This is a genomic window from Paenibacillus salivarius (assembly GCF_051307165.1).
GTDB lineage: Bacteria > Bacillota > Bacilli > Paenibacillales > Paenibacillaceae > Fontibacillus.
Map to the genome: position 1 here is coordinate 306924 of NZ_CP195592.1, position 22739 is coordinate 329662.

A 22739-nucleotide genomic window follows, 5' to 3' on the forward strand; every position below is an offset into this window, starting at 1 on the left:
TCATCGGCCTCTTTCCATTTCGGGCCCCAAATTTTGGAACAAGCTCACTCGTGAAACCCGTGCTATGATGGAAATATGGACCAAGTTTTGGGTCCTGAATTTATCATACTACATAGAGGAGTCTACAGAATCATGAAGCACATCAACATGAGAAGATCCACCCAAGTTGCTCTCTCCGTCATGCTCGCAGCATCTCTGCTTCCGGCAGGCGGCGCGCTGGCGGCGGGCAAGCAGCGATTCACCGATGTACCCTCGGGCCATTGGGCGAATGCGGCCATTTCGCGTTTGGCCGATTTGAACATCGTCAACGGGTATCAAGACGGTTCCTTTAAGCCGAATGCCTACATTACGCAGGAAGAATTTATTTCCATGGCCGCCCAAATCCTATACGGCAAGTCAAACGCGGCTCCCGTCGCCGAGGAGGATATTGATGTACCCCCAAGATGGTCGGATTGGGCCTATGAATCGCTGGCCAAGCACGGTATTACTTCATTAACGGATTTCTGGGTCAGCGACGGCGACAAAAGACTCGTTCAGATTACCCGTGCGGAAGCGGCGCGGATTATCTATATGCTTTTTAACGGGAATGTCGAGAGCTTATCTTCGAAGGTTGCCGTCAAATATTTATACCAGCAGGGTCTGACTTCCGGTACATACAGCGATCGAGGGGATTATTTCGCCAATTACGGCCCGAACGAATTGCTCACTCGCGCCCAGGCTGCCGTTTTCCTGAAGCAAATCAAGGATTATAAGGAGGGAACCCTCAAGAAGCCGGGCAAGCCGGTTAATGTAACCGACTCTCTTGCCAGCCGGATTAAGGCGGTCGCGCAGAAGGCCGGCGTTAAGGTGACCGCTTCCGTGAATGAGGAACGCTATCAGACAAGCATAGAAGGCAGCGGGATTACGCTGGATTTCCAATTTGACGAATTTGCATACGGAGATCTGGGCGAGCATTGGCATATGACGATCGCCAAGCTGGACAAAAGCAAAATCGGCCTGATGTCCTCCATTCTAAAGGAACTTGGGCTGCCGATGACGACGCAGGAAACCAACGCACTCCTGAAGGACTTGCTTGCACTTGAATACGGGCAAACCGGGAAGACCTACAAAAAGGGGAACGTCTCGATCCATACTTCGTACTACTTCGGTTATCACGTCCAATGGGGGCAGCAACGGAACAATGACCCGGTGATCCCCACCAACGCGAAGTCTTACGCTCTTTTCGTCAATGGGGAAGAGAAGCGGGGGCCGGGCTTCAACACCTTCCTGGAGCCGATATTCGATAGAAACGGTAAGATTTATGTACCCGTTACGGATGTAATTTCCGATATGGGCGGTTCCTGGGACATGAGCGACGATTGGAACAACTACACCGTCGTCTTGAAGCCAGGTTACCAGTGGCATTTCGAGTGGGACGGGGTTCCGAAAAAGAACGGCTCCACGTTCATTGGTACTTCCATCGGGATGGACGATTCGGATGTTACAGTAAAGGCCATTTCCATGGATGGTTCGCTCTTCCTTCCGCTGGACTTTGTCTCCAACTATTATCCGGTGACGACGCAGATGGAAGGTGCCACGACGATGATTCTGATCGGGACCGTGCCGGAGCATCCGACAACGAATTATTTCGGAACGAAGGGACAGTATCCGACGACCTTCGATTTCAACCCGCTGGATCCGAATATGGAATATCCGGGCGGATGGAAAGCGCCGCAGCTGACTTCGAAATGGTCATCCAATCCGGAGGACAATTTCAAGGCTTTCGAGAAGGAACTCGGATTTACGCAAGGCGGGCGTTATTACAGCATAACGGGTGCCAATCGTGCGATTACGGTATCGGGAGGCGACACCAAGGATACGGAGGTAACACTCTATTTTACGGGATGGGGGACGCCGCCCGGAAAGCCGGATGCCACGTTGTCGGAATCGTTCAAGATCCCGGTGGTCTCCGCGCAGCTGTTCCGCTTCTACTTCGAGGACAAGTGGAAGTCGGTCTGGGACTACTTCAACCGCAATGATATTCCCGATCAATTTACGTTGAACGGGCGCAAGGTAAACGTGTCTTACAGCAATCTTACCGGTATTTTATCTTTTGAAATCGGAAGCAAGAAGAAATAAAAATAAAGAAAAAAGCACCCGCGCGGGTGCTTTTTTTGCATGTCACAAGTTGGGGGCAATGCCCTAGCTCAATACGATCTCTTGCTTCGCCGTCAACGCCAGCTTCACCGGCTCCTTGCCGGTGAGTGCGCGGCTGCGGCTGTCCGGCTGCGAAGTGCCGACATAGATGGAGAACTGACCGGCATAGACGCGCTTGATCGCTTCTTCGTCGAACAGTCCGAAGGCGTCCACCGGCAGATGCAGCGTAACTTGTTGCTCCTCTTGAGGTGCCAGCTGCACCTTCTTCAACCCCTTTAATTGCGCGTTCGGCGTGCCTTCCCGTTCCGCTTTAACATAGATTTGAACCGTCTCGCCGCCGGCCATCGGGCCGTTGTTGCGGATCGTCGCCGTAACTTCGATGCCTGCGTCCGTTACGAGGTCCATGTTCGCCTTCACGTTAGTGATGACGAAATCGGAATACGACAGTCCGAAACCGAACGGATACAGCGCTTCTTGCGTCACATAACGGTAAGTGCGGCCTTTCATCGAGTAGTCCGTAAACTCCGGCAGTTCTTCCGTCGAGCGATAGAAAGTGACCGGCAGCTTGCCTTGGGGCGAGTATTCGCCGAACAGCACCTCTGCGATCGCTCTGCCGCCTTGTGCGCCAGGGTACCAGCACTGCATGATCGCAGGCAGGCGCTCATCCGCCCAGCTCAAATCCATCGCGCTCCCTGTCAGCACCAACAAAATCACCGGTTTGCCGCTTTCGTAAGCGACCTGGAGGATCTGTTCCTGGATGCCCGGGAAACGAAGGTCCGGTTTGTCGCCGCTAGCGAACTGGTTGCCCGTATCCCCTTCTTCGCCTTCCAATCCCGCATCAAGGCCGAGGCATACGATCACGACGTCGCTTTCCTTGCAGACGCCTTTGACTTCCGCGATTCGGTCGTCTCCCGCGCTAAGGTTGGTCATCTTTTCCTTAAACAAGTCGCAGCCTTCGGAATACAGCACGCGTACATCATCGCCCAAGTAATCCTGGATGCCTTCCAGCGGCGTGATATAACGGGATGCCGTACCTTCGTAGTTGCCGACCAAGGCCCTACGGTTGTTTGCGTTCGGACCGATTACGCCGACGGTCTTCAATTTATTTTTGTCCAACGGCAGGAAGTTGTTCTCGTTTTTCAGCAGCGTAAGCGAAGCGCGGGCGATTTGAAGATTGAACTCGCGCATCTTCGGCGAATCGACTTCCTTATAAGAAATCGTGTTGTGTGGAACTTTCTCAGGAGCGTCGAACATGCCAAGCTTCATGCGGGTCGTCATTAAGCGCGTGACGGCCTGATCGATCTTGTTTTCGGTGACGAGTCCCTGTTTGATCGCATCCTTCAAGAAGACGAACAAGCTGCCGCAGTTCAAGTCACAGCCCTTATTCACCGCAAGGGCGACCGATTCCACCGCGTTTGCCGTTACTTTATGAAATTCATGAAAATCCTTGATCGCCCAGCAGTCGGATACGATATGTCCATCGAATCCCCAGTCGCGGCGCAAAATCTCTACGAGCAGCGTCTCGCTGCCGCAGCATGGCTCGCCGTTCGTACGGTTGTATGCGCCCATGACGGCTTCCACATCCGCTTCTTGCACACAGGCTTGGAAAGCCGGCAGATACGTTTCATACATATCTTGCTTGGAAGCGATCGCGTTAAAGCTGTGTCTCAGGCCTTCCGGTCCGGAGTGAACGGCGAAATGCTTGGCGCAGGCGGCCGTCTTCAGGTAATTCTCGTCATCGCCCTGGAGGCCCTTGATGAACCGGACGCCCAGCCGGGATGTAAGATACGGATCCTCGCCGTAAGTCTCATGCCCGCGGCCCCAGCGCGGATCGCGAAATATATTCACATTAGGTGCCCAAAATGTCAGTCCCTTGTATATATCCGTATCGCCGAATTCCTGCTGCATATTATACTTTGCGCGTGCTTCCAGCGCGATCGCATCCGCGATCCGTTCCAGCAGATCTTCGTCGAAAGTGGCGGCCAGCCCGATCGCTTGCGGAAATACCGTCGCCGTTCCGGCTCTGGCTACGCCATGAAGCGCTTCGTTCCACCAATTGTAAGCTGGGATGCCTAGACGTTCGATCGCCGGCGCCACATGCAGCATCTGATGAATCTTCTCATCCAGCGTCATCTGCGCCACGAGTTCTTTTGCCCGTTGCTTATACTCCATGACCTTTTCAGGGTTTTTCTGCAACTCTGTCATGAACTTGCACCGTCCTTTTCGGCATTATGGTAAAGTAATAGATGCATCTATAGATTAGTATAGGTAATATGTTTAAGGGCCACATCCCATTTATTGCGGTCCTTTCTTTAAATGTTGCGATTTCTGGGCGTCAGGAGGTCGTTTATGATTGAATTTCTTGACGGGGTAAGAGAGACCGTCATGTATCCCGAGCATTTTGGCATCCGTTTATACTTGAACGAATTGGCGACCGATTACCAGATTCATTGGCATGCGGCTGCCGAGGTGATCATGCCTATAGAGAACAGTTACACGGCGGTCGTCGGCGACGTTCGCTATGAAATGCAGCCGGGCGATATTTTGCTTATTCCTCCGGGGGAGCTGCACGAATTGTTCGCTCCGGAGTCCGGGAAACGGTTAATCCTGCAATTCGACTACAGCCAGTTGTCCCATATGAACGGTTTCGATTCCGCCTTGGCCATGATGCGACCCTGCATTTTGCTTACCGAAGGCTCCGATGAGGAACTTATCCGCATGCTGCGGCCGCTGCTGAACGAGATCATGGAAGAGTACTTCGGCAATTCCCTGTTGAAGGAAGCCCAAGCGTACTCGATCTTGATTCGATTCATGGTTATTCTGGGACGCGCGCTGCTTACAAAAGACCGGCATTTCAGTCGGGCGCTAGGACCGAAGCGACTGAAGGACATTGACCGATTCATGCAAGTATGCCGATATATCCGCGAGCATTGCACCGAGAATCTGCTCGTCGATGATGCGGCCAAGGTGGCCGGACTGAGCAAGTTCCATTTCGTTCGGATGTTCAAGCAGTTCACCGGCGTCTCGTACAATACGTATTTAAATCGCCAACGCATCCAGGTGGCGGAAAACCTGTTCGCCGATCCGACCATTTCGATTACCGAAGTCGCCATGCGTTCCGGATTCGGCAGTCTGAATACGTTTAACCGCGTATTTAAGATCCATAAACGATGTACCCCTTCGCAATACAAACAGCTGCGCGGCGAGCATATCCACCATTAGTGTCTAATAAAATATCGGAATAGGCGCGCTTGGCTAAGCGTGCCTTTTTTTATTGCAATAGAAATATCCGCCCCTTCTCCGTTAGTGAATATTCGACGGTTACAGGGACGCTAGGGTACACTTCGCGATGCACGATCCCGTTCTTCTCCAAATGGCGAACTGATAACGGTACGTACTGCATCACCCATGGTTGGCTTCAGCCCTCATCGCACTCGGCTTTGCGGCGGCATTGCCAGCTTTGCGTTAAGCCGGAGGGGCAGGGGACTTTTTAAAGCGAAGCTTGAGAAGCCTCTTTCGTAACCGAATCTAAACATGCCTTATAGACGGATACACCGACTCCTTATAATATAAAAGAGATTAATACTGTGCGTGTTGCGGATCGTTGAGGAGGAAGGCTCAAAATGTCAAAAGAGGAAACGAAGACGACTCTAACCTTTAAGGCAACGGGAAATCAAGTCAAAAGGCTCGGGCGGACTTATGATTACAAGGATGTCCTTTGGCTGGCTTTGTCCGGCGGGGGCGTGGAATTTTCGTTCTATGGGAAAAAGGCGGAAGTAACGATAAAGGGCGATAATATCGCGTCAGGCGATGATAATCTGGCCAGAATCGGAATCTATGTCAATGGGGAACGGGTTGTGGACGATATGGTGAACCAGCCCTTGAAAAGGTACGCCTTTTTCGAAAGTAAAGCGGACCAGCATGTTACGGCGAGGATCGTGAAGCTGTCGGAAGCGGCGATGTCCACGGTGGGAATCCAGGAGATTACGGTGGACGCCGAAGAGGGGATCACGCCAACGCCGGTAAAGGCACGAAAAATTGAGTTTATCGGCGATTCGATCACTTGCGGCTACGGTATGGATGATGAGAAGGCGGATTCTGTCTTTTCCACGTCGACGGAAGATGCCACGAAAACCTATGCCTACCTAACCGCTCAAGCGCTTGAGGCGGATTACAGCATGGTTTCGTACAGCGGATACGGCATTATCTCGGGCTTTACGGATAACGATCAAAAGCTGTTGACGCATCTTCTGCCGGATTACTACGAGTTGGTGGCCAAGTCCGAGGGGAGATTTGACGGTGTTTTGGACCCCAGATCGGTTCGTTGGGATTTCAATCAGTTCGTTCCCGATCTGATCGTCATAAATCTGGGGACGAATGACGACAGTTACGCGAAGGACGATGCCGACAGACAGGCGGAATATGCCCGGCAATACGTCGAATTCCTGAAACAGGTCAGATCCCATAATGCGAATGCCATGATTCTTTGTACGTTGGGGATTATGGGGGACCGGTTATATCCGTCGGTTGAACAAGCGGTTCGCGAATATACCAAGCAAACGGGGGATTCCAACATCTCCGCGATGAAGTTTGACGTGCAATCGGCCGAGGACGGATATACCGTCAATTTTCATCCTTCGCACGCGACGCATATTAAAGCGGCGAAAAAGCTGACCACATATATCAGGGGACTTATGAATTGGGCATGAGTTCAATCAAAGGGAAAACGGAAAATCCACAACCGGAGGGTTGTGGATTTTTTTCGGTGACGATTTACTATGCCTCTTTCACCATAAAGCCGATGTCCAAAATTTTATGATGATTCTCATCCTGATCAACAAACCGTTCTTCGCTGTACCGTTCAAAGAAATTCAAAAATCCTTCCTCATCGGGCTGCAATTCCAATCCTTCTGCCTGGATTCGTTCCATGGCGAGATTTTCTTTGGCGAAAATTTCGTCTTCCGTGCCGAAATACCAGCAGATTCCGAAACTAGAAGCTCCCAGCTCCAAAGAATCGAAACCTTCAGGCACAACTGTATTTGCCGGTACGAACATGCCGATCCAATACTCAAAAGGTGCGCCCTCTTTAAACCGCATGAATCCCAGCGAGGCCGTTCCATCTTCATATAAGGATTGAAGGGATTCCCTGCCGCCTGCCGCGTCTACGATGGTATCAAACCAACCGTTGTCGGTCCATTGCATCCAGTGGTAGCCGAACATCCCGTCCACCCGATCGGGGTCGCCGTACTTTTTGCCGATGAGTTTCACTGCCGGAATCGATTGCTTGTACGATTTGATGATTTCCAATTTGAAACCTCCCTAGTTTTTTCTACTTAGTTCCGCATGATGGTAATAGTAACTTCAATGGGCGTCCATTATTTTCCTTTAGGGGGCCATAATTTTTTTCGCAGGACATCCGGAGCGATTCGTGGTAAATCCATAACCTTATGAGGTTGTGGATTTTTGCTATACAATTGTACTATCGGGTTTAGCCCATTCTTCGAAAGCGAGGTTTTCCTATGAAACCCAAGGTTATTGTATACAAAAAGGTCGACTCGTCCGTACTGGACTTCATTCGGGAGCATTGCGAACTTGTTTATATTGAAAATTTGGATTCCGAAACGTATCCCGTGTTTACGGAACAACTGCACGATGCTCACGGCATTATGGGGGCGAGTTTGAAGGTGGATAAAGCCTTGCTGGACCAGGCTCCCCATTTGAAAATCGTCAGCAATATATCCGTAGGCTACGACAATTTGAATATTCCCGAACTCAGCGAACGCGGCATTATGGCCACCAATACGCCTGGCGTGCTGAACGACACCGTCGCCGATGCGATTTTCGGCATCATGCTGGTTACGGCGAGAAGAATGACGGAGCTTGACCGTTACGTGAAAACCGGAAGGTGGACATCTTCGCTGGGCGAAAGCGAATTTGGCATCGATGTCCATCATAAAACGTTAGGAATCATCGGCATGGGCGGCATTGGTGCGAGCATAGCGCAGAGAGCGCACTTCGGCTTTGGAATGGATATTTTGTATCATAATCGTTCCAGAAAGCCGGAGCTCGAGCAAAAGTATTCGGCGGAATACTGCTCGCTGGACGAGCTTTTGCGACGGTCGGATTTCGTATGTCTCATGACGCCGCTTAGTCCGGAAACGGTAAAAATGATCGGAGAACGGGAATTTAAACTCATGAAAAAAACGGCGATTTTTATCAACGGCTCGCGAGGCGCCACCGTGGATGAGGACGCGCTGGTGCAGGCGTTAAAGAACAAGGAGATTCTGGCGGCAGGCTTGGACGTCTATATGCAGGAGCCCGTCCCGGACAACCACCCGTTGTTATCCCTTGAAAACGTAGTGACCATGCCTCATATCGGTTCAGCAACCTATGAAACCCGGTTGAGGATGGCCATGCTTGCGGCCGAAAACCTGGTCCGCGGGCTTCGGGGAGAGATTCCGCCGAACTTGATTAACAAGGCTATGCTATAATAATTGTAATCACTTAACGGAGGTGTCCAAGATGCGATGGGATGAAATTCAGGAGCGTTTTCCTAATGAATGGGTTGTTCTTGAGGCGACTAAGGCCTACTCAAAAGCAGGCCAACGTTATATTGAAGAAATGGCTGTTATTGATTCCTACGCGGACTCCAAGGAGGCTCTCAAACGGTATAGCGAATTGCACCGGGAAGACCCTCACCGTGAGTATTGTTTTTTTTCACACTTCCCGTCCTATGGTTGTGGCTCGAGAACGTTACGTGGGAGTTCGAGGGCCAAGATGAATATAACGGAGTACTATGGCCTTCCCTTTATAAGCATGACAATTATCTTTAGAGGTAAAGAATTAACATTAGAGGTAAAGAATTAACATTAGAGAAAGTACTACTTGACACAGGTTCTGCAAGCACGCTCTTAAACGCGGATGTTGTACAGGAGATTGCAATGGTCCCTGAGGAAAATGATATTGTTGATATGATAAGGGGCGTAGGCGGTGTAGAGTATGTTTACGCTAAAAATTTGGACCTTTATTATGGTTGGTGAAGTATTGATAGAGGATTTTCAAGTTTAAATTGGCAGCATGGATTATGGTATGGAGATTGAAGGCATCCTGGGGTTTAACTTTTTAAAACAAGCAGGGGCCGTGATTGACGTAAGAACAATGGAACTAAAGATCAATTTTTCATAACGTACTTTATGCAGCACCAGTGACGGGCACCCTAGCGGCGCCCGTTTTTTGCATGCTTCAAAGGGCGGAAGCGTTCTTCACAAAGCGCGGCAGCGCCAAGACTTCACGAAGGTTCCACGAATGGTAAAAATAGTGTCTACGAATTGTAACCCTTTATACACCTCCTATCTCCTATAAAATGGGACAATAAATAGAAATCGGATCAAGCCCCGTACTCTACATACTCGAGACAAGCGATGGATCATCGGCATACCGAGTGGAAGTTTCAGGGGAGTTGACTACAAACAGTTCAATGACTTATCAATAAAAAATTAATGATAATAAATATTTTTTTATTGAAAAACGATAAACTATGGTTATAATCAAATTATTAGAAGTTAGCAAGTTAGCAAGCTGCTTTGTATGAGTTTGCCATTAGAGGTGAGAACGTTGACCGGAAACCAAAAGATATATCTTCTACTAACGGACACGGGAACGGTGTTGAACCGGATGATTAAGTCCTATACGAGACAACCCTATAATCATGCCTCCATCGCCTTTGATGCCGAGTTGACCGAGGTATATAGTTTTGGGCGGAAAACGGCGAACAATCCCTTTATAGGGGGGTTCGTCAAAGAAGATCTTCGCTCTTTCCTGTTTATGCAAGCGGGGTGTGCCGTCTATTCCCTAACCGTAACCTATGATCAATATCAAAGGATGTATCGGTATATCCAGGAATTTGACGCGCAAAAGGAACTCTATCGCTATAATTTTATCGGGTTATTTGGCGTGATGTTGAATAAGCCGATCGAGAGAAAGCATGCTTTTTTCTGTTCTCAGTTTGTGGCTTCCGTTTTAAGAAAAGGCGGGGTCATAGACATGGAAAAGGATCCTTCGCTCATTGAACCGGGCCAGCTGCCTTATTCGGCCAATTTTCAATTGATCTTTGAAGGCAGGGTAGAGGATTATCAGACCATCATCAGAACGACTTTCGCCTACTCCTGAAAGACTGCTCCTTCACTCTTCGGCCACGATCAAAACGGTTAGTTCCCGGCCTTAGTACCCCTTGTTTTTCCATCAGCCTGCAATAGAAGAAGAGCCCGAATGCCGCGACAAGGATCCCTATATCAAACAAGGAGATCCAAGGGCCGAGGACATGCCAACGATCCATAAATGAAAATGTGATCAGTTCCAAGCCCAATATCGATAGGGCGGAAATCAGCGAGGCCTGCAAGGCCAAGCGGGTGCGGCATATCAGCAGCAGCGGAACGATTAGGCCGAAAAAAACATTCAGGGTCCACAATATCAAAGGTACGGCGGGGTAATCCGTAAAATATTCGAATATAGCCTGGCCGTAGCTTTTTGCACGATAATAGGCCGGATCATGTCCAAGCATCATAAAGTAATCGTAAATTCCGTTCGCGTAAATAAATATAAAGAATAGCCTCCTTCGCTTTTGAGACAGAATCCAGGGGCAAAAAACGAGACAGGAGGACAACTATGAGAAAAGGTCAGCCGCATCCCTCGTCGATTACCTCGAAAAACATGCTTTCCCAAGGGCTTGTCGAGCTTCTGCGGGAAGAAGAATTCAAAGACATTACGGTTACCAGGCTATGCGACCATGCACAAATCTCCAGAAGGACGTTCTATTGCAATTTTGAAACGATCGAGGAGGTCCTTGCCTATTATATTGACGGTATCATGGATCTGTTTGTCAAAGCGATGGAGGGATACGCCGAGGATGATTTCAAGACCGTGACCAAGGCCTATTTTTCTTTCTGGGAAAAGTATGACCGGCTCCTCATGCTGCTCAATAAAAACAACTTGATACATATCGTTTTTACGAGATATATTCACTATTTGCACCAGTTTCCGAAAACGTTGTGGCTAAACGGGCAAGCCCCTCCCGATGAGCAGAACTTTGCGGTTCGCCTTGCTTACATCTCGGGTGGGTTATGGAGCGTACTGACGTATTGGATTTCCTCCGGCTGTAAGCATTCCTCGATCGAACTTGCGGACATCATTAACGGGTAAAATAAAAAGAGCGATCCTTCCCACGAGAAAGGAATCGCTCTTTTTCATATTGAACGGAATGGTTTAGGAAACGGAAGAGATAAGATGACAGTAGACCTGTTTCACCATGGAATAGTAGTAAAAAAGCCTGTTACAAACACGTCACGTGAGGGTATTAAGTCATATAAGTGCGGAGCATCCGTGCGGCATTTCACAAGAACGAGCCCGCAAGAATTATTTCAAAAACACCAAATTAACCGCTTGAATTTCAAGAATGATGGGATTATAATGTGAATACGAAACGTTTCGAATCAAATGATTTTTGTTTAATTTACTTATGGAAGCTTTTTGGCTTCCAATTCTATCAAACGGAAATGTAAGCGGTAACTTTTCAAAAATTCAGCATTTTGTAGGGGGTTATTGCACGGATTAGAGAAAAATCAGCTCGAATGGTTTCGATATTTTTTTTGAAATTTATCGAAACGTTTCGATAACAAGGCTGTATTCTTCGATTCTTGGCATTGCATACTAAAAAAGAGGTGAAGAAAAGTGAAGAAAAATTGGATCATTGCTTTGATTACACTGCTTGCTGTTTCCGTTATCGCGGCCGGCTGCGGCTCGAAAAACAACTCGGGTTCCAATTCGGCTTCGGGCGGCAGCAAAACGGTAAAAGTCTGGTTTATGGGCACCTCCGAAAGCGTGGAGCCGATCGCGAAAATGTACGAAGAAAAGAATCCCGGCATCAAGGTGGACGTTCAGGCGATTCCTTGGGATTCCGCGCATGACAAGCTGCTGACGGCCGTCGCTTCCAAAAACGGTCCCGACGTCATCCAAATGGGTACGACCTGGATTCCCGAGTTTGCCTCGGCCGGTGCTCTGATGGATATGGCTCCTTACATTGAAAAATATCCGGAGCTCAAAACGGAGAACTTCTTCGACGGGGCGATTCAAACGACGCAATATGACGGCGTGACGGTAGGCATCCCATGGTATGTGGAAACGCGCGGGTTGTTCTATCGGACCGATTTGCTTGCCGAGGCCGGATATCCCGAGGGGCCGAATACTTGGGATGAGTTGAAGGATGCCGCCCAGAAGCTGGCCGCGAGAGGCGCGGGGAACTATGCGATGCCGATCGACGCAAAGGACCAGAACTATCTGTCCATGTTCGCTTGGCAAGCGGGCAGCGATATCATTACCGCCGACCGCCAGCCGCAGTTTAACCAGCCGGAATACGTAGAAGCGATGAATTTCCTGAACAGTTTTTATAAGGAAAACCTCGTTCCGCCTACGGACCTCGATACGGTGACGGGCTTTAAGGAAGGCACGGTTCCGATGTTTATCAGCGGTCCTTGGATGATCCAAGCCGTGAAGGACCAAAACCCGGAAATCGAAGGCAAGTGGACGGTCAAAACATTGCCGGCCAACAAAAACAATAAATCGTTGATGGGCGGTTCCGACCTTTCGATTTTCAAATACAGCAAAAACCCGGATGAAGCGGCGAAATTTATCGCCTACTTGAGCAGCGAGGAAGCGCAGCTCAAATATTACGAAACCTCGAATTCCTTGCCTGCCCTGAAGACGGCCTGGGATAACGAGCAATTCTCCGATCCGATGATCGCCGCCTTCGGTAAGCAGCTGGAAAGTGCGATTCCGACGCCGATGGTCAAGGAATGGGAAGAAGTTTCGCAAGCCTCGGTCGCCGCTTTTGAACGGATTACGGTTGGCGGTGCGGATGTCCAATCGGAGCTTGATGCATTGAATGAAGAAGCCAAAGGAATTTTAGGGAACTAATCATTTTTTCTTCCGCCCGCGAAGATATCGCCGGGACTCCGCCAAAGCGGGGGTCCCGGTTATCTCTTTCCGATGCTCCGCCTGGAAGGGGGAGGAAGAACCTGAAGGGGTGAGGATGAATGAAGCAGCATGCAAACCGCTGGCACAAATATAAATATCCTTATATGTTCATTGCTCCAGCCATACTGTTGCTTTCGGTATTTTCGATCCTGCCGATCATAATCGCGCTGGTCATCAGCTTTACCGATATGGACCTGGTAGGGCTTGCCGACTACTCCAACATTCACGGCGTCGGCTTTACGAATTATCTCGAATTGTTTAAAGACCCCGTATTTTTAAAATCGGTTGTAAACACCGGCATTTACGTCGTTATCGGCGTTCCGCTGGTCATTCTCTTTGCCATGGCAGCCGCGCTGCTGCTCAATTACGGAACGAGCTGGCTGTTCAAGACGTTTCGGGTCGTCTATTATTTGCCGTCCATTACGAATATCGTAGCCGTGGCTGTTGTATGGGGTTACCTTTATAACAGCAACTACGGGCTGTTTAACTATATCCTTTCCTGGTTTGGAGTACCCGCTCAGGCGTGGCTGCAGGATCCGGTGCTGGCCAAGCTTTCCCTCATCATGATGGCGGTTTGGAAGGCAATCGGCCTGAATATGATCATTTTTCTGGCGGCGCTGCAAGGCATTCCGCGCTCCTATTACGAAGCGGCGGAGATCGACGGCGCCACCGGTTGGAAGAAACTCCGCTATATCACCGTTCCTTTGCTCAGCTTCGCCACTTTCTTCGTGACGATTACGACGCTGATCGGCTGGATTCAGTTCTTCGAGGAGCCGCTGGTCATGACGAAGGGCGGGCCGCTCAACGGCACGATGTCCATGGCGCTCTTTATTTACAACAACGGCTTTAAGCTGAGCGACTTCGGCTACGCGGCATCCGGTTCCTTTGTTCTGTTCATTATCATCATCATTGCCACGATCGTGCAGTTTCTCGTCAAGCGGAAGGAAGTCGAATATTAAGGGCAAAGGAGGGAACGCAAATGGCTTTGAAAAGACTGGAAAAGGGCGTTATGACGCTTCTGCTCGTGATCGGCGGCCTGCTGATGATGATTCCTTTCATCTGGATGCTGGGCTCGTCGTTTAAACCGGAAAGCGAATTTACGATTGTTCCGCCGACGATCATTCCGAACCATCCGACATTCCAAAACTATGTGGATTTGTTCGCAAAAATGGACTTTCTCGTGTATCTCCAAAATACGCTGGTCATTGTGTTGTGTTCGTTTGTCGGGCTGTTTTTAAACGCGCTTGCCGGATATGCCTTTGCTAAGTTTGAATTTCCGGGCAAAAACAAATTCTTCTATCTCATCCTGGCCACGATGATGATTCCCGGTCAGGTAACCATGATTCCCACGTATCTGATCATTAACAAGCTCGGTCTTGTGAATACGATGGCAGGCATCGTGCTGCCGGGTTTGGTCGGGGCGTTCGGCATCTTCCTGTTCCGCCAGTTCATGTCGACGATTCCCACGGATTTGATGGAAGCCGCGAGACTTGACGGCGCGGGAGAAATGCGGATTTTCTTTCAATTGATCATCCCGATCGTGAAACCGGTCTTCGCCGTCCAGGGTATTTTGACGTTTATCGGTGCCTGGAACAGCTTCCTGTGGCCGTTAATCATCGCCAACGACGAAAGCTTGTACACCTTGTCGGTCGGACTGTCCCTGTTGAAAGGACAATACGCCTCGAAATTCGGCCTGCAAATGGCCGGCGCCGCATTTATGGTTGTTCCGATCATTATCGTTTTTTCTTTCTTCCAAAAGCATATTATTGAAGGATATACGATCTCGGGGATGAAATAAGTAAATAGAATTTTTTGTTCGGTCAGAAAGGATGACATAGAGAATGGCTACGATTAAGGATGTGGCGAAATTGGCCGGCGTGGCGCTTTCCACGGCATCGTACGCACTTAGCGGAGACAGCAAGGTCAGCGCAAAAACGAGGGAAAAGGTGCTGGAGGCGGCCAGACAGCTCAATTATCATAAGAACGGTTTCGCCATGGATTTAAAACGGAGCCGTACGAATACGATCGCGCTCATCTTGACGGATCTGTCCGGGCCTTATTATTCGGAGCTGATCCGCAGCGTGCAGGATGTCGCGCTTTCCAACGGTTATGACTTGGTGGCCTGCAGCTCGATGGGAGGCAGGGAGTCCACGGCGGTCAAATATTTGCGCGAAAAAAGAGTCGACGGCGCCATCGTGCTGGCGCAAAACATCACCGATGAAATCCTGCTGAACGCGGCCAGCGCAAGCTTTCCGATCATCGCCATGGACCGTCTTACGACCGGCGAAGGCCTGATCAGCGTCGTCGTGGACGGCGAGCTCGGCGGGTATAAAGCGACCCGGTATCTGATCGACAAAGGGCATCGCTCCATCGCTTATATTAGCGGGCCGGCTAATTCCTATGACAACAGCGTGCGTTACCAAGGTTATTTGCGGGCGATGCACGAAGCGGGTCTGGAGGAGAAGGCCAAATGGCGGCTGAGCGGTAATTTCGTGCGGGACGGCGGCTATAAGGCGACGAAAATGATGCTGATGCAGGGCGAGATTCCTTCGGCGGTCTTCTATGGCAACGATGAAATGGCGATCGGTGGCATCAAGGCGATGGAGGAGGACGGTTTTTCCGTGCCGGGCGATATCTCCGTCATCGGATTCGACGATATTCAATTGGCCGAGTACGTGCAGCCGCCGCTGACGACGATTCGCCAGCCGATGTACGATTCCGGCTCGCTGGCGGGCCATCTGCTGTTTCAATTGCTGAACGATGAACAAGTCAACGATTCCTATAAATTAAAGGTCGAACTGATTGAACGCCGGTCGGTTCAAATGGTTGCCCCGGGAATCCAAGTCTGATTTATATCCACATCAAGGCGAACGAAAGGGTTGTGATCGGTTTGGCTTTTATACGGACTTCCTTGTTTGCGGAAACCCTCGAGATGTCGACGGATATCCATGCGGTGATTCCGATGGCGGCGCTCCGTTCCAGCCGGGACGGCAAGCTGCCTGTCCTTTACTTGCTTCACGGATTGGGCGGGGACCATACGGAGTGGACGAGGTTATCCTCGGTGGAGCGTTACGCGGAGGAAAAGGGCATTGCGCTCGTTCTGCCGCGTGCGGACCGCAGCTACTATATGGATATGAAACAGGGGGCGGCATACTACACGTATTTATCGGAAGAGCTTCCCGCCATCGTGAAGTCCCTGTTTCCTGTCTCGGACCGCCGGGAGGACACGTTTATCGCGGGTTTATCGATGGGCGGTTACGGGGCGTTCAAACTGGCGCTTCGTCAGCCGGAACGCTTCGCGGCCGCGGCGAGCCTGTCGGGAAGCCTGGACATTGTTCACCGTTTGAGCGAGCCGACTGTATTCCGGAATCATGAGGAAGTGCGCATGTTCGGCAGCGTGGCGGAGCTGAAGGGAAGCGATGACGATTTGCTGGCGCTGGCCGGCAAAGTCGCCGCGGCCGGAAATCAGCCGATGTTGTATCAGTGCTGCGGAACGGAGGATTTCTTGTACGAGGGCAACCGGAATTTCCTGAAGCATGCCGGGGAAGTCGGACTGGAGGTTACTTATGAAGAAGGGCCCGGAAGCCATGAATGGGGATATTGGGACCGCATGATCAGAACCGTGTTTGATTGGCTGCCGCTGGATAAGAACCGGTAATGAACCGGGGCTGTTGCACGGGATGGTACGGGCAGCAGTGCGAGCAAGGTTCGAAACGTTATTATTTTTTCGTATACAACTATGAAATAGTTCAATAAAATAAAAGGATTTATTTATAAAAACGATTCGAATATATGGAGATCTGAAAAATAAGATGCAGGCATGGGAGTAAAATGATTCCGAAGAAACGGCAGTGTTCGCCTTTGCGACTGGATTTCATTTTACGGACTTGCCCCGCCAACCATTAAAAATAGTTCTACCAATAGGAGAGGGTGAAACCATATGTCAGAGCAACGACGACTGGAAGATATATTGCAGAACATGACGCTCGACGAAAAAATCGCCCAGCTGCAACAACTGGCGGCGCCCTTTTATGATGAAGCCGGAGATGAAGGACTGATCACCGGGCCGATGGAATCGCTCGGCATTACGGCGGAGACGGTGAAGAATGCCGGCTCCGTGCTTGGCATAGCCGGTGCGGAGAAGGTCATCTCCGTGCAGCAGGCGCATATGGCAAACAACAAGCATGGCATTCCGCTCTTGTTTATGGCGGATATCGTGCACGGGTTCAAGACGATCTTTCCGATCCCGCTGGCCATGGGCTGTTCCTGGGATTTGGAGCTGGCCGAGCGCAGCGCGCAGATCGCGGCGAAAGAAGCCGCCGTATCCGGGCTTCATGTCACTTTTGCGCCGATGGCGGATTTGGTGCGCGATCCCCGCTGGGGCAGGGTCATGGAGTCCACGGGAGAGGATCCGTACCTCAACGCCTTGTTCGCGCGGGCGATGGTTCGCGGTTTTCAGGGCCGGGATTTAAGGAACGATACCGGACGCGTCGCTTCCTGCGTGAAGCACTTCGCGGCCTACGGGCTGGCGGAAGGCGGGCGGGAATACAATACGGTCGATCTTTCGGAGCGACAGCTTCGCGAGTATTATTTGCCGGCTTACAAAGCCGCCGTCGACGAAGGCGCGGAAATGGTGATGACCTCGTTCAACACGGTTGAAGGCATCCCCGCCACCGGCAACCGCAAGCTGATGCGGGAACTGTTACGCGACGAGTGGGGATTTGACGGCGTCGTCATTTCCGATTGGGGCGCCGTCGGGGAATTGATTGCGCACGGCGTCGCCGAGGATGACCGCGAAGCGGCTCTGCGGGCGATCCGCGCGGGCGTGGACATCGAGATGATGACCTCCGCTTATGTCCATCGGCTGGCCGGGCTGGTGGCCGAGGGAGTGGTGGACGAGTCGCTGATCGACGAAGCGGTGCTGCGTATTTTGCGGCTCAAAGAAAAACTCGGCCTGTTCGAGAACCCGCTGCGCGGGGCGAATCCGGAAGCGGAACGCGAAATCGTGTATTGCAAGGAGCATCTTGACGCCGCAAAAGAGCTGGCGGTGAAGTCCTGCGTCTTGCTGAAAAATGAAGGCGTGCTGCCGCTGAAGCGGGAGCAGCGGATCGCGCTGATCGGCCCGTTCGCGCAAAGCGGCGATATCCTCGGCAACTGGTCGTGGACCGGATCCCGGGAGACGGCCGTAAGGCTGGGCTCCGCGATGCAGGCCTTCGGCGGTTCCGGCATCGTGATGACCGAAGGCTGCGGCATCGATGAAATCACCGACCAGCAGTTGGAGGAGGCCGTCAAAGCCGCCGGAAATGCCGACGTCATCGTGATGGCGCTCGGCGAAGCGTCGGAGATGAGCGGGGAGGCGGCGAGCCGCACCAATATCAAGCTACCGGAAGCGCAGCTCCGGCTGGTGCAGAGCATGAAGAAGCTCGGCAAGCCGATGGCCGCCGTGCTGTTCAACGGCCGCCCGCTGGACCTGCACGGCATCCTTGAGGAGGCCGATGCGGTGCTCGAAGCCTGGTTCCCGGGCAGCGCGGGCGGGGCGGCCATCGCCGATTTGTTATACGGGGTCGCCAATCCTTCGGGACGGCTGACCATGTCTTTTCCAACCGCGGTCGGGCAGATTCCGGTTTATTATAACCAATTCAATACGGGGCGGCCGAAGCCCTCGGAAGACACGAAGGAGAAGTACGTATCGCAGTATTTGGATAGTCCGAATGCGCCGTTATTTCCTTTCGGCTATGGCTTAAGCTATACGAGTTTTTCCTATGAGGGACTTGAATTGTCATCGGATTCGCTAAAGGCGGGTCAAACCTTGAAAGCCAAGGTCCGGGTCGTCAACGACGGAAGCATGGCGGGAACGGAAACCGTTCAGCTCTATATCCGCGATATTTCCGGCGAGGTCGTGCGCCCGGTGAAGGAACTGAAGGATTTCCGCCAAGTGGCGCTGGCACCGGGCGAAAGCGCGGAGGTTGCGTTCGAGATCACCGAAGGGCAGCTGCGGTACCATCATAGCGATTTGACTTTTACCAGCGACCCGGGGAAATTCGAGCTGCATGTCGGAGGGAACAGCCGCGATACGCTGCAGGCGGTTTTCCGTCTGGAGCCATGAGTTCCCGAGGGAGGCAGCAGGTTTGAAAGAGACATAAGGGAGTGAAGAGCATGGCAAAAGCAGCAGAATCCAGACTGTCGATTCAAAAAGGCGAACTCGAATTCGTTTTTCATCATAATGGAGACCTGTACGAGGCAACCGGCGGTACCGCGATGATCAACCAGCTCCTAAGCAATCCGCTTGACGGTTCGCTCGGCAATCTATACGCCCGGTTGCACACGGAAGAAGGGATTCGGGCTTATCCGCTCCTGGGCATCCGGTCGGGGAGCCGTTTCCGTCAGGCCGGCGACCGGCTGGTGTGGGAAGGCGATATAGCCGCACGCGAAGAGAAGGAACCGGTCCGCTACCGGGTCCAGTTCACGCTGACGGATCAAAACGTATGGTTCTGGGACGTGCAGTTGGAAGGGAGCGGCGTGAACGTCGATGTCGTTTACGGGCAGGACGTCGGGCTTGCCGATCCGGGCGCCGTCCGGAGCAACGAAGCTTACTTGTCGCATTATATCGACCACGCCGTGTTTACGGACCCGGACAAAGGCTTCGTCGTTTGTTCCCGGCAAAACCAGCCGCAAGGCGGGAAGTTCCCTTATTTGCAGCAAGGTTCGCTGACGAAGGCCGAAGGTTATTCCACGGACGGGTTCCAGTTTTTCGGCTTGTCTTATAAGGAGAGCAACGAACCCGAAGCGTTGTCCAAGGAAAAGCTGGCAAACGAGATTTACCAATACGAATTCGCATATACGGCGCTGCAATCCGGCAAAACGGAGCTAAACGGCAAGGCCCGCTTCGTCTTCTACGGTTTGTTCCGAGGCGATCATCCCGGCGCGGTTACGGAACTGGAATACGCTGACGTTGTCCGCGAGGCATGGGAAGAGGCGGAGCATGCTTCGGCCGGTTTGGAGCAGGGGGGCAAGGGGACCTGGAACCGTACGGTAACCCCTTCGCCGCGGTTCGGAGCACCGGTGCAATCCTTGCCGGTAAGCCGGGAGGAGCTGGACCGCCGGTTCCCGCGGCGTCAGCAGGAGGAATTTGCCGGCGGCAGGCTGCTGTCTTTTTTCACGGATCGGTATGAACATATCGTCCTGAAAGAAAAGGAGCTGCTGGTCGAACGTCCTCACGGGCATATTTTAATGAGCGGAGACAATGTGCGGTTCGGCGCCGAGGTCATCACGACGACCTCTTATATGTACGGCATCTTTAACTCGCAGCTCGTCGTGGGCAACACGAATTTCAACAAGATGATGTCCAATGCGCGAAACGCCCTGAATGTGCCGAAAACCTCCGGACAGCGGATCTACGTGGAGCTGGAGGGGAAATATCGTCTCCTTACGCTGCCTTCTTTGTTCGAGATCGGGTTCAACTACGTTCGCTGGTATTATAAATTACCCGCCGACACGCTGATCATCACGAACTATACGACGGTCGAAACGCCGGAGGTCATTTTACGAGTACGATCCGAAAAGGGCATTCCGTACCGCTTTCTGGTGACGAATCAGATTACGATGAATGTGGCCGAATACGAAATTCCGTTTGTCATGGAACAGGAGGGAGAGAGCGGGGCTCTGACGTTCCGTGCCGACGCCTCCTGCATCAGCGCGCAGGCGTATCCGCGGCTTGCTTACCGGATGGTCCTGGACGGGGCGGCTTACCGTTTGCGCGACGAGTCGGCTTTGGCCGAAGGAGCCGTTCCGGGCTGTGCCTCCCTGGTGGCGATGGAGCTGGATGCCAGCGCGGCGTGGACGCTGACGCACCAAGGGCTGTTGAACGGCGGCGATCTGCCGCTTAAGCCCCGCTCCGCCGTTGACGAGATCGAGCGATATAGAGCTTTTTACGCCGAGGTCATGAGCGGATTTAAGCTGACTAAGGATGGCGGGAACGAAGGCGATTTCTTTAAGGTGAACGCGCTGGCCTGGTGGTATACCCACAACATGCTCGTTCACTATTCGGTACCGCACGGCTTGGAGCAATACGGCGGCGCGGCCTGGGGGACGCGGGATGTCTGCCAGGGGCCGGTGGAATATTTCTCGGCTACCCATAAATACGGGCAAGTGCGGGACATTTTGCTGACGGTCTACGCCCATCAATACGCCGAGGACGGCAGCTGGCCGCAATGGTTCATGTTCGACCGGTATACGCGAATCCAGCAGGAGGAGAGTCATGGGGACATTATTGCCTGGCCGCTGAAAGTGCTTGGCGATTATTTGACGGCGACCCGCGACTTTGCGATTCTCGACGAACAGGTTCCCTATACGAGCAAGCACGGCTTCGACTTTACGCCGGAGACGGCATCGGTTCGCGAGCACGTGCTTAAAGAACTGAGTTACATTCGGGAGCATTTCCTGCACGACACTTACCTTTCTTCTTACGGGGACGGGGACTGGGACGATACGCTGCAGCCGGCCAACGCCCAACTGAAGCGGTTCATGGTCAGCAGCTGGACGGTCGCCTTGACGTATCAAGCCATAGATGTGCTGTCGCGGGTACTGGAGCAGGCGGATGCCGCCTGGTCTGCCGATCTCCGGGAAACGGCCGAAGGAATTAAACGTGACTTTAGCCGATACATGCTGGGAACGGACGTCATTCCGGGCTTCCTTTATTTCGAGGACCCGAACGACGCGAAGCCGATGCTGCATCCGGAAGACCGGGAGACCGGCATTCAATACCGCCTGCTGCCGATGATTCAAAGCATGATCAGCGAATTGCTCACGCCGGAGCAGGCGGAAAGCCATCAAAGGCTGATCCGGGACAAACTGTTGTTCCCCGACGGCGTGCGGCTGATGAACCGGCCGGCGCAATATGTCGGCGGGGTCAGCGTGCATTTCAAACGCGCGGAGCAAGCCGCGAACTTCGGTCGCGAAATCGGGCTGCAATACGTGCATGCGCATATCCGCTACATCGAAGCGATGGCGAAGATCGGGCGGCGGGAGCAAATCTGGCATCATTTGGCCGTCATTAATCCGATCGGCATCCGGGATGTGGTGCCCAATGCGGAGCTGCGCCAAAGCAATACGTATTTCAGCAGCTCCGACGGCAAATTCAATACGCGGTACGAAGCCCAGCAGCGTTTTGAGGAACTGCGGGACGGTTCGGCTCCCGTCAAGGGCGGCTGGCGGATTTACTCCAGCGGTCCCGGGATTTACATGAACCAGTTGATTTCGGGCGTGCTCGGCATCCGGATCGAGGGCGGGGATTTGCTGATCGATCCCGTACTGCCGAACGAGCTGGACGGCACCCATTTCGAATTTGACTTTCATGGTCCCGTCACTTTTATTTATCGGGTAAAGGGGAGCGTCGTTCATTCCGTCAAAATCAACGGGCAAGCGGTGGAAGCCGAGCGGATCGCTAACCCGTACCGGACGGGGGGCTTGCGCATTTCGAAGGCGGAATTCGATAGACTCCGGCAGAACGGCAAGGCCGTTGTGGAGATTGAAATGTAGCCATTGTTCGGATGGCGCGAAGGAGAGGCGGAAGCCTC

At 52.2% G+C, this 22739-nt stretch carries 16 protein-coding genes and 1 pseudogene; 14 read left to right on the top strand and 3 right to left on the bottom strand.

Translation table 11 applies throughout. The features are described from left to right. Positions 1–132 precede the first annotated feature (132 nt). Positions 133–2118 carry an S-layer homology domain-containing protein gene (locus ACSFXJ_RS01495; protein WP_435923456.1) on the top strand — a complete coding sequence of 662 codons (1986 nt, stop codon included), beginning with the start codon at positions 133–135 and terminating at the stop codon, positions 2116–2118. 63 nt (positions 2119–2181) lie between these two features. Here ACSFXJ_RS01495 and ACSFXJ_RS01500 read toward each other — a convergent pair whose 3' ends face one another. After that, positions 2182–4341 (bottom strand): glycoside hydrolase family 3 C-terminal domain-containing protein, encoded by a 2160-nt coding sequence (locus ACSFXJ_RS01500; protein WP_435923457.1) that lies wholly within the window; start codon positions 4339–4341, stop codon positions 2182–2184. Between the two features lie 144 nt (positions 4342–4485). Here ACSFXJ_RS01500 and ACSFXJ_RS01505 point away from each other — a divergent pair, with 144 nt between their 5' ends. Next, positions 4486–5358, top strand: coding sequence for an AraC family transcriptional regulator (locus ACSFXJ_RS01505; protein WP_435923459.1), 873 nt, complete (start codon positions 4486–4488; stop codon positions 5356–5358). Between the two features lie 49 nt (positions 5359–5407). On the opposite strand, the pseudogene ACSFXJ_RS01510 reads toward ACSFXJ_RS01505, so the two are convergent. Then, a pseudogene (locus ACSFXJ_RS01510) lies at positions 5408–5521 on the bottom strand (winged helix-turn-helix transcriptional regulator); the annotation flags it as partial. A gap of 238 nt (positions 5522–5759) precedes the next feature. Between ACSFXJ_RS01510 and ACSFXJ_RS01515 the strand changes: the two are divergent. Then, positions 5760–6845 (top strand): SGNH/GDSL hydrolase family protein, encoded by a 1086-nt coding sequence (locus tag ACSFXJ_RS01515; protein WP_435923460.1) that lies wholly within the window; start codon positions 5760–5762, stop codon positions 6843–6845. 67 nt (positions 6846–6912) lie between these two features. On the opposite strand, the gene ACSFXJ_RS01520 is transcribed toward ACSFXJ_RS01515, so the two are convergent. Further along, a complete protein-coding gene (locus ACSFXJ_RS01520; RefSeq protein ID WP_435923461.1) occupies positions 6913–7443 on the bottom strand; it encodes a hypothetical protein in 531 nt (176 codons plus the stop codon). Between the two features lie 212 nt (positions 7444–7655). Between ACSFXJ_RS01520 and ACSFXJ_RS01525 the strand changes: the two genes are divergently transcribed. The 11 genes from ACSFXJ_RS01525 (at position 7656) to ACSFXJ_RS01575 (ending at position 22701) form a co-directional block, all read left to right on the top strand. After that, the gene (locus tag ACSFXJ_RS01525; protein WP_435923462.1) at positions 7656–8627 is read left to right on the top strand and encodes a 2-hydroxyacid dehydrogenase; all 972 of its coding nucleotides are present in this window, start codon (positions 7656–7658) and stop codon (positions 8625–8627) included. Positions 8628–8658: 31 nt separating this feature from the next. After that, on the top strand, positions 8659–9003 hold the full coding sequence (locus ACSFXJ_RS01530) for a hypothetical protein (RefSeq protein ID WP_435923463.1): 345 nt from the start codon (positions 8659–8661) through the stop codon (positions 9001–9003). 720 nt (positions 9004–9723) lie between these two features. Next, positions 9724–10305, top strand: a complete 582-nt coding sequence (locus tag ACSFXJ_RS01535; RefSeq protein ID WP_435923464.1) for a hypothetical protein — start codon at positions 9724–9726, stop codon at positions 10303–10305. Positions 10306–10800: 495 nt separating this feature from the next. Then, a complete protein-coding gene (locus ACSFXJ_RS01540) occupies positions 10801–11334 on the top strand; it encodes a TetR/AcrR family transcriptional regulator (protein ID WP_435923465.1) in 534 nt (177 codons plus the stop codon). A gap of 528 nt (positions 11335–11862) precedes the next feature. Next, positions 11863–13104, top strand: a complete 1242-nt coding sequence (locus ACSFXJ_RS01545; RefSeq protein WP_435923466.1) for a sugar ABC transporter substrate-binding protein — start codon at positions 11863–11865, stop codon at positions 13102–13104. A gap of 119 nt (positions 13105–13223) precedes the next feature. Beyond that, on the top strand, positions 13224–14123 hold the full coding sequence (locus tag ACSFXJ_RS01550; RefSeq protein WP_435923467.1) for a carbohydrate ABC transporter permease: 900 nt from the start codon (positions 13224–13226) through the stop codon (positions 14121–14123). A gap of 20 nt (positions 14124–14143) precedes the next feature. Continuing rightward, on the top strand, positions 14144–14962 hold the full coding sequence (locus ACSFXJ_RS01555; RefSeq protein WP_435923468.1) for a carbohydrate ABC transporter permease: 819 nt from the start codon (positions 14144–14146) through the stop codon (positions 14960–14962). Between the two features lie 43 nt (positions 14963–15005). Further along, on the top strand, positions 15006–16013 hold the full coding sequence (locus ACSFXJ_RS01560; protein ID WP_435923469.1) for a LacI family DNA-binding transcriptional regulator: 1008 nt from the start codon (positions 15006–15008) through the stop codon (positions 16011–16013). Between the two features lie 41 nt (positions 16014–16054). Further along, positions 16055–16822 carry an alpha/beta hydrolase gene (locus ACSFXJ_RS01565; protein ID WP_435923470.1) on the top strand — a complete coding sequence of 256 codons (768 nt, stop codon included), beginning with the start codon at positions 16055–16057 and terminating at the stop codon, positions 16820–16822. Between the two features lie 282 nt (positions 16823–17104). Further along, positions 17105–19270: a glycoside hydrolase family 3 N-terminal domain-containing protein gene (locus ACSFXJ_RS01570; RefSeq protein ID WP_435923471.1), complete on the top strand. Its 2166-nt coding sequence runs from the start codon at positions 17105–17107 to the stop codon at positions 19268–19270. Between the two features lie 50 nt (positions 19271–19320). Next, positions 19321–22701: a GH36-type glycosyl hydrolase domain-containing protein gene (locus ACSFXJ_RS01575; RefSeq protein ID WP_435923472.1), complete on the top strand. Its 3381-nt coding sequence runs from the start codon at positions 19321–19323 to the stop codon at positions 22699–22701. Positions 22702–22739 lie beyond the last annotated feature (38 nt).